This window comes from Janthinobacterium sp. GW822-FHT07H10 (genome assembly GCF_058798675.1).
The window spans coordinates 411,634-423,413 of record NZ_JBXAKS010000005.1; the positions used below are offsets into that span (position 1 = coordinate 411,634).

Below are 11,780 nucleotides of genomic sequence, written 5' to 3' on the forward strand. Positions count from 1 at the left end.
GTAGTGAGTCAACCCGGCTATCGTGTCCCGACTCTTTCCCGTGGCGCGAGCGCACGTGGGAGGTCCGAGCAACGGCAAGACTGAATGCGTTCAGGGGCGGGAAGGTAGGGACTACATACGCGGATGTGGTGGTTTCTGGGTACTCTTCGACAACAGGCGGCGCACCGTACCGGCTCGCGTCCCAAGATAAAACGCGATCTCCCTGGCAGTGCAGCCGTCGGCGTGCAGGCGATGCGCGACGGAGCGGCGCGCGCCCAGCACACCAAGACCAGGCAGATTGGCGTAGCGGAAGATACGTTGCAGGACATCATGTAAACCCTTTTCGGAGGAGGCTTTCGCGCATGGCGAGGTGAACGACTCACCGGTCCGGCTGAGAAATAGGCTACTGTCGCCCTGCAGTCCCCGATATTCGCTCGGATCGCTGACACCGTATCCAGCGGCCACGCGCCACGCCAAATACGCGTCAAGCCAGTACAACGCTGTTGGGTCGCAAAGCAGAAGCGGGCGTGCTATGCCATTCGACGCGGCATGCGCTGGCAGCCATGGTGGCGAGCGGCACCGGCCCGGCGCATCGATGTAGTCGGCAACGGTCATCCTGGCGATCTCATTCGGGCGTGCACCGGTATGGATAAGCATGAGGAGAAGGGCGATATCGCGCTGTTTGCAGCGGCTATGCCGTGCCGTGTGCAGCACTAGCTGCTCAATCTGCGTATGGGCAATGATCGGCGGTGAGGTTGTGGCCGAAGGTTTCGCCAGCGGCACGAAATGTTCCAATGCCTCCAGATAATCTTTCCCATGCGCGCGGATGACCTGGGCAGTGGGAGCACTGTGTTCGTCGATGCCGATCACGCCTACGACGGATTGTAGATCTCGCGCTAAATCAGCAACCGATTTGGACACCGTCGACTTCGTGACACGAAACCGCGCTGCGATCTGGTCATAGGTCTGTCCTTGGAGCATGGCCAGAAGCCAGGTCGATGCGAAAGACGGGGGACGCGGTTCCATGTTTCTGCCTTCGTGGCAACGGACATCTTTGCTATTGTTGTCGGGCTAGCTGCATGGCTCCAGTCGAAATGGCCCCTTTAAACAAGGTGTTTCGATGGTACAAGGAGAAAGAAGACTGCTAAAGCACGAACGAAATGTTTTAGAATGGTTTGCACTTGGCATGCGTGCTCAAGTCACATACAGGCGACACCCAATATTTGTACTACTTTCAAGGAGTTCATATGGATATCTCATCATTATCACTGGCCGAGTTAAAAAAGCTCGAAGCGCAAGCAATCCAAGAAATCCAGTCCCGCCAAAAAGACGAGTTGGAAAAAGCCCGTGCGGAAATGCTGGCGATTGCCCGGCGTGTCGGCGTGCCGCTGACACAGTTGATAGCTGGCGCACCAAAAAATGCAGCGAAGGCGGAGAAAAAATCAGTGGCTGCTTTGTATCGCAACCCCGACAATCATCTACAGCAGTGGAGTGGGCGCGGACGCCAACCTTTGTGGGTTAAGTCTTGGCTGGGGAAGCATCAATCGCTTGATGGGATCCGTATCTAGTTTGAGTTCCCGATTGTCATGACTTTAGTCCGTCTCATTGGTCCTCGTCATTCTGAAGATTAGTTGTTGGGATTAGATATCTCAGACGTGAGTGAGGAAGCCGTTTGGTACGGCTAAATATTTATGGTTTGTCATGTAATGAGAAAATGCAAATGCCAATGGAGCCAAGTTTACAGTCAGCTGACATCATCGCTTGTGCCGCGACGGTTATTGCCTTGTGTTCATTCATTACCGCAATTTGGCAAGGAAAAGTAACACGTCATCACAACCGCCTCAGTGTCACGCCTTTACTAATATGGTCGCGTAGGCGATCATTGAACGATAATTCGATCACCCTTGATTTCAGGATTACGAACGTTGGTATTGGCCCGGCAATCGTCAAGCGGCAGACCTGTACTTATCAAGGAGAGAAATTCGAACTGCAAGGCGATGAGATAGTCCCCCAATTAATTAGGCGGATGCTTGGCCAAGCCTTCCAGCACACAGTGCGTCGTCACGGGCTACCCGGGATTGGTACCGCTATTGCACCAGGGCAAGAATATATTGTTGCGTCGATTGAATTCCCCGGAATAGGTCCGGAGCAATTAATAGTCATGGAAAAATTGCTTATTTTAAATTATACCTTAGAGTACGAATCGTTGTATGGTGATAAGTCGAAACTGATGAATTGACTATGTGGCTCGATATTCTTTCTGTGCGGCGCAACTGTATATCTCAAGCTGGTACGCGTTCAATTTCCTGACTGTTGTGCTAACGCGATACTATCGCTCTAGATATCGACAGTTTAGTTGTATCGTCGGCGCCTTGAGATGTGTTCATCGATCTTATTTATAAGTTCGCTGCTGGTACCACTGACAAATGTTTATTGATATCCCTAGTAAAGCTCAATAATCGAAATTCACCGCGCGGGAGGATATCCGCACTAGATCACCGTGCGTTGCGACGTTGCTATACCGTTTGGTAGTGCTGAGCCGGAGCCCGAGCCAGTAAGCAACGCGACAAGGAACATCCACCAGGCTGCTCCGGTACGTCCTGATGAAATTCGTAGCAATTCCAACACACACACCATTCGGGCTGCACGTCTTGACCACTACTTCGGTTGGCCAGGAGGGGCCTGATTTTCACCCCTGATGTTCCCGAGTGGCGCATTGGGATATTACTTCCAACCCGTTCGGACTTGAGCAACGTGCCGGCTGAATTCACCGGTCTGCCTGGCTGGGAGCGGCGTCAGTTGTCGCCGCGATTGCGCGAGCCTGTATTTAAAGCCTCAGCAATTGCTCGCGGATCGCCTTGGATGAGCCTGGAGAGACATGCCGAATGTCTAAGTGGGCTCCAATCCTGGTGGGTGCTCGATGGTGCTGATATCCTGTGCTATGTGTTTGAGCGCCCGTTCGGCTGCGATGAGTTGCGTTTCACCCAGCTCAGGGAGCAGCGTATGATCTATTGTCTCGCGTTCGGACAGACGAATCAGGAAGATCTCGTAGAGCTCTTGCCTCGAGGCGGGGCTGCCAGCCACAAGCTGCTGCGCTCCATTGTTCTTGATCTGTCCGCAATGGGCCTGCGGCAGAATACGCGTTCCATTCAGCGGACGGGGCCAGACCACTTTGCGCTGGCGATTGCGACACGTTTCAGTTTGAGGGGAGTATGGTGGTGACAGCAAGGAGTGTGGAACGGCAGAACGACAAACTACCAAGATTACAAATGAAAACAATGCTTAAACTTCGTGATAACGTCTCGCAAGAAATAGTTACGGCATCGGTTGCTCGTTCCAGTACTTTTTGGACTACAGGGGCTACGTTTGCTTCATAAACCGTTTTATTGAGGTGAATTAGTGGCAATTTTTGACATCGAAAAAGACGACCTACTGCGTTTGTCGGAGACACAGCTGGAAAATTTCATTGCTCGCCTTGCCGAAGCAGAAGTGGCAGCGCACGGGCATAGCCCTGCTTGGGTAAGTTGGTCAGGCTCGATCAATGCTCCGGATGAAGGAATTGATATTCGCGTCCAGCTTCCTGTGGACAAACTCAATACAGGGTTCCTTGAAAGGGCGGATACTATCCTTCAGGCCAAGAAACATTCGATGCCAAAGGGGGACGTGACGAACGAAATGGTTAAGCGTGGAGTTTTGTCATCAACGATCAGTGAGCAGGGTGCGAAAGGTGGTAGTTACATCATTGTTAGTTTGGCCGATGATTGCTCTCCCCCGATGAAAAATGCACGGATCTTAGCGATGCGCAATGCTTTGAAGGACGATCCCAACAAAGTCAATATCCATTTGGACTTTTACGACCGCTCGAAACTAGTTCAATGGGTGCGACAACACCCTTCAGTTATGCTGTGGTTAAAGGGGCAACTTGGTCAAGGAAACTCGGGTTGGCAGGCATACGGAGCTTGGAGTAATCCGCCTCGAGGTGTTGACGATACACTGATTTCGGCATCAGGCGTCTCAGTCACGTTGCCTTCGCAAAGGCATGAAAAGCTTAGCCTCGAAAATGCCATCGAACCGATGAGAGACCTCATCCGGACTACGGCTAAAGCGGTTCGCATCACTGGGTTATCCGGCGTAGGAAAGACCAGGATCGTGCAGGCACTGTTCGATGAGGCGGTTGGCAAAAACGCACTCGATCGGACATTGGCAGTCTACGTCGATACTGGTGCGAATCCGGACCCTTCGGCTACGGCGATGCTGGACAGGCTTGTTGCCGAGCGCCGGCGTGCCGTTCTGATACTGGATAACTGCCCATCAGAATTGCACTCTTTACTTGCCAGTAGGGTATCAGCCGCAGGCGGTGAAGTGAGACTTATCACCGTTGAGTATGACATCAGAGATGATAAGCCTCAGACAACCGAGGTAATCCACATTGAAGCAGTCGGGCCCGAGATGGCGGAGCAGCTTCTGATCCGCCGCTTCCCGGGTATTGGCCAGAACAATGCTCGCCGTATAGCAGAGTTTGCAGATGGGAACGCGAGAGTATCCTTGGCAATCGCCGAGAGGGTAGAGGCAGGCGAGAGCTTGGCTCAGCTTTCTGACACTCAGTTGTTCAACCGCTTATTCGAACAGCGCAATCAGCCGGACAACGAGTTGCGGGAACAGGCTGAGATATTGTCGCTGGTATATTCGTTTTCGATTTCAAACGGGGAGGTTGGTGACCAGGAGCTGGACACACTTGGTTCGATCTCTGGCCATTCTCGTACCCAGTTGTTTAGATCCGTAAACAAGCTATCGGAACGCCATGTGGTACAAAAACGGGGACATTGGAGAGCCATCCTGCCGCATGCTATTGCGAACAAACTGGCGGCGTCGGCACTCGATAGTATCCCGATTGATAAACTCAGGGCAGTCTTTGAAAGACCGGGTCATCAACGATTACTAATGTCATTTGCACACAGGTTAGGTCTGTTGCACGACCATCCGGTAGCAAAGGAGATCGTTGAGACTTGGCTCCAGTCTGATGGACTGCTAGGGCAGATATCGGAGTTGGACGAGATGTCACTACGAATTCTGGACTATATCAGCCCAGTTGCGCCTGAAGCTCTCCTTGACAGGATAGAAGCAGAACTTTCTGCGCCTGATTTCAACGGTATGCATCCCCGTTACAAGTTGCAGCGGACTACGATTCTTAATTTATTGCGATTGTTGGCATACGAAGCAGAAGCTTTTGACCGTTGCCTTAGACTGCTGATCCGTGCGGCGGATTATGAAGATGAGAGCAACAACTTTGACGCGGTTCGAGCCAAGATCAGTACTTTTTTTCAAGCATACTTATCTGGCACACATGCTTCATTAAGACAGCGGATCACGATCATAAACGAGTGTTTTTCATCAGAAGTGGCGGGACGGAAGTCGCTAGGTTTCACTATGCTTTCAGCGGCCTTAGGAGGGCCGCGGTGGACGGGAAGCGTTATGAGCGAATTCGGTGCTCGTCCCAGAAACTTTGGATTTCATCCAAACCATAAAGAACTCGTGGAGTGGCGTAGTGCCTTCGTCGACGTCACAGTGAAATTGGGCACATGTGGTGATACTGATCTTGAGGGGCCCGCACGGCGGACTTTGGCGAATGCGTTTCGGGTGATGTGGCGCCAAGAAGCAATGAGGGGGAAACTCGTCGATGCAGCCAGAACATTGCATGCTTACCAACCATTTGGCGAGGGTTGGAGAGCCGTTCGATCAACGATTAATTTCGACTATTCCAATCGCCAAGGCAAGGAAAATTTCCATCGCTTACCAGAAGAGCTCGCCGCCTTGGATAAAGAATTGAAACCCACCGACTTGGTATCGGCAATAAAGACATATGTGCTAACTAAGGGCAGCTACGGGTCGCTGGATACCGATTTTTGTCATGGAGGTAATAATTATGATGAAGCTGAGAGGCGGCTCCAAGCCAAGTCACTGCGCTTGGGTGAAGACTTTGCTATATCGGCCCATGAACTTGATGAATTGGGATCCAACTTGTTTTCCAATGATTGGATGCCCTATCGTGCCACGTTTGGGAGGGGGGTGGCGAAGGGGGCACTTGATCTGCGCGCGGGATGGCGAAAACTCGTTGAACATCTGGAACAGCAGACCGAAGCCAGCAAGAATTTTGCGGTCCTTGGCGGCTTTATCGAGGAGACTAATTCTGTCGATCCTGCTCTAGCACAGGAGTTGCTCGACCAATGCTTACAGCATCCAGAACTTCGACAGGTATTGGTCGGCTTGCACCCGCAGCGCGATTTCAAAGAATCTGACCTAAGCCGTTGCGAGGTGCTTCTAGATCATCCTGCCACTTACCTTGGGATGTTCGGGCCAATTTTTTGGCAAGACGGGTATGCCAATTTGCCCGCGCGCCGTGTACTCAATCTCGCGCAGCGACTCCTGACTAAAACGAATGGCGATGATGTGGTTTTGGATGCGCTGAGTATGAAGTTGCATGACAAAGATGCCGCATTGGACACTCTTGGTCCCGAATTGCGGCTGGTTGGACTGCGAGCTGCGATCCAAAGGCTAAGAAGGGATCAAAATGATTTTGGCGGAAGTGTGGATTATGCCATGGAGAACGTCGTAAGTGCCGCGTTGCGCTTCGATGGCAATGAGGCCGAAAAGTTGTTGTGGCTTGATACAATTTTCGCGGTTATTGATGAGAGCTATGGTTATGTCTATGCGTTTGAAAATGCCATTCAGGCGACTATCGCACTGATGCCAAAGGCGTTCCTCGATCGCGCTTTCCAAGGTACTGAAAAGCAACAAGATCTACGATTGTTGTTTATTAGCAATGGCAGCCTTGATAAGCCACCGCTCACTCAAATTAATGTCGAAGAGCTGATTGAATGGTGTATTGCCCGAAACGATAGCAGCGTTTGGGCATCTGTTGCGGCAGGTATCACCGTTTGGTCTAACCAGGGAGATATGGAGATGGTTAAGTTGTCCGATTCAGCGCTGAAACTGTTGGAGGCTTCAAGCGATCCAGAGGCTGTTTTGGATGCTATTGCTGACCGCGTATTACCTTCAATTTGGTCAGGTGGTTTGGCGAACGCAATGAAACCTAGAGCTGCTGCAATTGGCATGTTGGTTGAACATAAGAACGTGAAGATTGCTGCAGCGGCAAAATCAATATCTGAAAAACTTGCTAATCGAATCGAGCGTGAAAAAGAGCGTGAACAACGAGAGCATAAGGGGCGCGAACAGCGGTTCGAATGAAGTAAGTCTGCTTTAATGACTGATTATTTAAAAAACCGAGGGCCGTTGATGATGAAAACGATCATTAACTTTTGTTATTGTTTTTATATTAATGAAAAGTCGCTGCGATGTGCTTGGCCGGAGGGGGCGGTCCGCCATTCGTACACGATCTCAGCGTTGGCCGTCTCGATCAGCAGCAAGTTGCGCTTTATTCGATGCCGATACGGCCTAGTTGACTGTCCTGCTCGATAAGTGAAAAGCGGCGGCGATGAGGGGCATGGTAAAGCGTTAGGTAAAATAGCGTGTGCCATTGCCTCGCCCCTGTCGGTATAAGGTGCCTGATGTTGCGTGAGGGGCGTGTGATCGCGCGGCGCTGCTGCCTCAGGGGGGGCTTTGCATGCATCGGAACGCTGCGATTGCTGATGTGTTGAAACGAAAGCGGCGTCGCCCATAAGAATCTGGTGACCGGTTTGAGCAAGCGGATTTTCCTCTTCCGTTCCGTCTGCGACGAACCGGCAATGGCAGATAGATCCGCTGAGGGTATTTTTGAGGGTATTGGTAACTGAATGGTTTGGAAAACACTGAAAAATCAAGCGCTTAGCCAGCTCGTTGACAATTGAATGGGGATAATTTCTTATCCGGCATCATAAGGTGACGCCAGATCAAAGTGCCTGCCAAGCCCCTGATTCATCAGGGGTTTTTTTACGCCAGCACGAGATAAGGCAAAAGTCGCTTATGCAGCCGTTGCCAGCGCCTTCTGGCGCGCTGCCAGCGCCGCGCCGATGAAGAGGGCGATGGCCGAGGCGATCAGGCCGCGCTCCAGGCCGGCAGGGCCGTCGGCGATCCAGCCGACGACGATGGGGCCGACGATCTGGCCCAGCGCGAACACCGTCGTGTAGGCGCTGATGCCTGCCGTCCAGGATGCTTGCGGCAAATTATGCCGCACCAGGGCCGTGGTCGACGCCACCACCGACAGGAACACGGCGCCGAAGACCAGGCCGGAGATGAACACGACGGGCACAAAGCTCGTCAATGCGGGCAGGATGGTGACCGTGCCCAGCACACCATTCAAGATCGCCAGCGATTCGCCGCCCTGGTAGCGGTCCAGCATGCGCGCCCAGATGCGCGATGACGCCACCACCGCCAGGCCCAATACAGTGTAGAACACGGTGATCAAGGTGGGTGTCATGCCTTGCTGCTTGAGCAGGGCGATGACGAAGGTCATGTAGCCGATGTAGCCGACGCCAAACATGAAGTAGCCGGCCAGGCTGGGGGCGAAATCGCGCCAGGCGAAGCGCTGCTTCGCGTCCAGGGTGCGTGGCGCTTCGCCGATGGCCCTGGCTGGCAAGGCCATGATGGCGGTGGCGGCCAGGCAGGCGATGCCGAGCGCCAGCCATGGCCATTGCCAGGCATGCGCGGCGCCATGCTCGTGCGCGGCAGCCAGCGCAGCCGGCACCAGCAGGGCCGATAGCGCGATGCCGAAGCCCGTGCCGCCGTAATACAGACCGATATAGAAGCCGGCATGCTGGCTATGCATGGAGCCGAGGCGCGCCGCCAGCACGCCGCCGGCGATGAACATGAAGGCGCTGGCCACGCCCGCGCACACGCGCTGCAGGAACAGGACCGTGGTATCGCTGACCAGGCCCGACAGCAGCATGAAGATGCTGGCCAGCACGGAACCGGCGACCAGCAAGCGCCAGACTCCGAGGCGGCGCATCAGGGCGGGCGTCGCCAGGGCGCCGAGAAAGTAGCCGAGCGCATTGAAGGTGTTCATGGCGCCCGCCAGCAGGTAGGACCAGCCGAGGTCGGCGCGCATGGGCGGCAGCAGCAAGCCATAGGAAAAGCGCGACAGGCCGAGGGCGACGGCCGCGCCCAGCGAGAGTGCCAGCGCCGTGGCCAGCGGATGGGCCGGGGAATGATCGTGTGTCGGCATGCCTGGAGACCTGTCAGTGTGTACGCGTGCGGTGGAATCGAAGCCGAGGTGCGGCATGTCGGCAGGCGGGGGGCTATGGGGCAGCGCGGTGCGACGTTCAGCGCATGCCTTTTTACTATCAAGTTAATGAATATTGATTTAGAAGTCAAGTATTTGCCGGCTGCCTCTCCGCTGGCCTTTTCGACTGTTGTAGCGCCGCCATGGAGCACTTTATGCCGGGGACAGGCGGGTGCTCATGCGCTTGTATATTGTTGCTTTTGAAGCCATGCAATAACATATACTTGCAAATGAGAAATTAAAGGCAGTGACATTCCCGCCCTGGCTGACATCGCATGAACGCCAGCTCCATGGGCATGTGCATGCAGCAGGCACCGGCGCTGGAGGAAATCGCGGACTCGTCCCTCCGGCGCTGTTTTTCCCGAGTCCGCGCAGGTCCTGAGCAAGGAGCAATTGATGGCTACCCGATTCAACGTCAACTTCAACGTGTCAGCGGACGAGCTGCAAGGCAAGACCGTGCTGGTCTTTTTGAAACCGCAGCAGCCGCAGCGCAATTACCAGATCCACGCCTGGCAAGTATTGACGGGATCGGCCGGCGCTACCGAATCGTTCGATTACGAGACGCAGATCTCGACCGACGTGAGCAGCCTCGACGTCAACGACAGCAAGATCTTCTCGGGCCGCAAGAACGTTTTGCCGGGGCAGCTGCTGTCGGTCGTGAGCCCGAACGGCTTGTCGCCGCAGCTGCAGCCCGCCGCCACGTCGCTGGCACAAACCAAGCTGACGCCGCAGCAGTGCGGTGTGATCAACCAGACCAATCCCTACATCCAGTTCGACAGCAACTGGTATGTCAGCGGCAGGCCCGTCGTGAGCATGCCGTATGTCGATACGAACATGACGGTGAGCTTCGAGTACCTGCCCAATTTTTATTTCATGGTGGCCACGCCGCCCATGGTGGGCCAGACTTACATCGTGCAGAATTTCTCGGACATGACGCAGTACGTGATGCCGGACACGGCCACCGAAGTGGACGTCGCGCTGAGCCGCAACCAGGGCCTGTGGACCTTCGACTTCGCCGCCAGCTAAGGCGCCGGCACCCCGGGGCGGCTTAGACCTCGACCGCCAGGTCGTCGAAGTCGGCCAGGGTGCCGCCATTGGCGATCAGGCGGTCGAAACTCGCCCGCCGGCGCGCGTCGATTTCGGTATTGCTGACGCCGCGCTTCCAGTAGCCGGCCACCAGTACCTGTTCCTTGGCCAGGCCGGCCTTGATGCGGAAATGCTGGCGCAGCGCGCGCATTTCGTCGCGTTCGCCGGCGCCCCAGATCACATAATCGTGCGGGTTGGCGAGCTTGCTTGCCTGGGCCGCCAGCGGGCCGTCCGGCGCCACATGCGCGCTGCCGAGGCGCTGCAGCTGCAGACCGGGCACGGCGGGTAGTTCGTCAAACGCCGCCGCATCATCCGTCACCACCCAGCCGATGCCGGCAACGTTGGCGGGCCATTGTTCCAGCATCGCGTACAGCGCGGGTATGCCCGTCTCGTCGAGGAAGAGGGCGACCTTGCGCCCGTTGCCATCGGCCACGGTGAACTGCGGGCGCGGCCCGGTGAGCCGGAAGGTGTCGCCCACGCGCAGGCCGGCGCCCCAGCGCATCATCGGGCTGGTGTGGGCATGCAGCACGATATCGAAGGTAAGCGCGGCCGTGGCTGCGTCATAGCTGCGCACGGTATAGATGCGCGATGCGCCACCATGGTCGGCGCCGTCCAGATGGATGCGGAAGGCCACGTTGGGCAGCGACCAGTTGGCGTCGTCGCCCGAGCGGGCCAGGCTGGCCGTGACGCGCAGCACGCTGGGAACGGGGCGCGCGATGGCGCTGACGGCGGCGGTGACTTCATGCAGGCTGCGGTCATGCTCGGCGCTGCGCAGCTGGCCGCTGGGTTGCTGTTCCGACATTTCTGCCATGGTACTGACTCCTTAGTCTTGGGTAATTAGTTTCATCATGCTAAACTAATTATCCAAAACCGACAACGCAGCTGCCGCCACGTAAAAATACATATGAATACTGCAACGCCTGTGACACGCCCCGGACCGCGCCCCGGGCGTCCCCGCACCATCACGCGCGAGCGCATCGCCGACGCCGGTATCGCGATGGGCTTGCCCAGCCTGACTTTTGTCGGCATCGCCGCCTTGCTCGGCGTCAGTCATATGGCGCTCTACAAGCATGTGGCGAATCTGGCGGCGCTCAAGCTGCTGGTTGCCGAGGAAATTTTTGTTCGTTGGGAAATGCCGGCTGCCGGCGACGATGGGCTGGACGCCTACCTGGTGCGCTTCAGTGCTTCGCTGCGGACACTTGTCAAGGCGCACCCGGGCCTGGCGCCGTATCTGCTGCGCCGCAAGGCAACGCCGCCCGCCATGCTGGCCAGGATCGATGCCCACCACGAACACGTCGCGCATGCCTACGCACTGCCCAAGGCCCGCGCCCGCTGGCTGCTGTCGACGGTGGCCTTGCACTGCGTGGCCCTGGCCGACACCGTGTATGCGCAGGCGGGCGAGGAATGGGACGGGGAGGAGGCCGGGATCGAGGCCGAATTTGACCTGGGCATGCGCGCGCTGATCGTGGGCGCGCTTGCCCTGCCGATTGCATGGCCTTGA

At 55.8% G+C, this 11,780-nt stretch carries 9 protein-coding genes; 6 read left to right on the forward strand and 3 right to left on the reverse strand.

Annotated features, from left to right (window positions below; genetic code table 11):
• Positions 1 to 111 precede the first annotated feature (111 nt).
• Positions 112 to 1,005, reverse strand: coding sequence for a site-specific integrase (locus tag AC1RDJ_RS15090; protein WP_493027912.1), 894 nt, complete (start codon positions 1,003 to 1,005; stop codon positions 112 to 114).
• A 221-nt stretch (positions 1,006 to 1,226) separates the two neighbouring features.
• Between AC1RDJ_RS15090 and AC1RDJ_RS15095 the strand changes: the two genes are divergently transcribed.
• The 4 genes from AC1RDJ_RS15095 (at position 1,227) to AC1RDJ_RS15110 (ending at position 7,224) form a co-directional block, all read left to right on the forward strand.
• On the forward strand, positions 1,227 to 1,547 hold the full coding sequence (locus AC1RDJ_RS15095; protein ID WP_493027913.1) for an H-NS histone family protein: 321 nt from the start codon (positions 1,227 to 1,229) through the stop codon (positions 1,545 to 1,547).
• Between the two features lie 146 nt (positions 1,548 to 1,693).
• Positions 1,694 to 2,218: a hypothetical protein gene (locus tag AC1RDJ_RS15100; protein ID WP_493027914.1), complete on the forward strand. Its 525-nt coding sequence runs from the start codon at positions 1,694 to 1,696 to the stop codon at positions 2,216 to 2,218.
• A gap of 515 nt (positions 2,219 to 2,733) precedes the next feature.
• A complete protein-coding gene (locus AC1RDJ_RS15105) occupies positions 2,734 to 3,201 on the forward strand; it encodes a hypothetical protein (protein WP_493027915.1) in 468 nt (155 codons plus the stop codon).
• 177 nt (positions 3,202 to 3,378) lie between these two features.
• Positions 3,379 to 7,224 (forward strand): P-loop NTPase family protein, encoded by a 3,846-nt coding sequence (locus tag AC1RDJ_RS15110; protein ID WP_493027916.1) that lies wholly within the window; start codon positions 3,379 to 3,381, stop codon positions 7,222 to 7,224.
• 712 nt (positions 7,225 to 7,936) lie between these two features.
• On the opposite strand, the gene AC1RDJ_RS15115 is transcribed toward AC1RDJ_RS15110, so the two are convergent.
• Positions 7,937 to 9,136: a YbfB/YjiJ family MFS transporter gene (locus AC1RDJ_RS15115; protein ID WP_493027917.1), complete on the reverse strand. Its 1,200-nt coding sequence runs from the start codon at positions 9,134 to 9,136 to the stop codon at positions 7,937 to 7,939.
• Between the two features lie 453 nt (positions 9,137 to 9,589).
• Between AC1RDJ_RS15115 and AC1RDJ_RS15120 the strand changes: the two genes are divergently transcribed.
• Positions 9,590 to 10,219: a hypothetical protein gene (locus tag AC1RDJ_RS15120; RefSeq protein ID WP_493027918.1), complete on the forward strand. Its 630-nt coding sequence runs from the start codon at positions 9,590 to 9,592 to the stop codon at positions 10,217 to 10,219.
• A 22-nt stretch (positions 10,220 to 10,241) separates the two neighbouring features.
• On the opposite strand, the gene AC1RDJ_RS15125 is transcribed toward AC1RDJ_RS15120, so the two are convergent.
• Positions 10,242 to 11,090, reverse strand: a complete 849-nt coding sequence (locus AC1RDJ_RS15125; protein WP_289887035.1) for a siderophore-interacting protein — start codon at positions 11,088 to 11,090, stop codon at positions 10,242 to 10,244.
• Between the two features lie 111 nt (positions 11,091 to 11,201).
• Between AC1RDJ_RS15125 and AC1RDJ_RS15130 the strand changes: the two genes are divergently transcribed.
• Entirely contained in the window at positions 11,202 to 11,780 is a 579-nt protein-coding gene (locus tag AC1RDJ_RS15130; protein WP_493027919.1) for a TetR/AcrR family transcriptional regulator, read from the forward strand.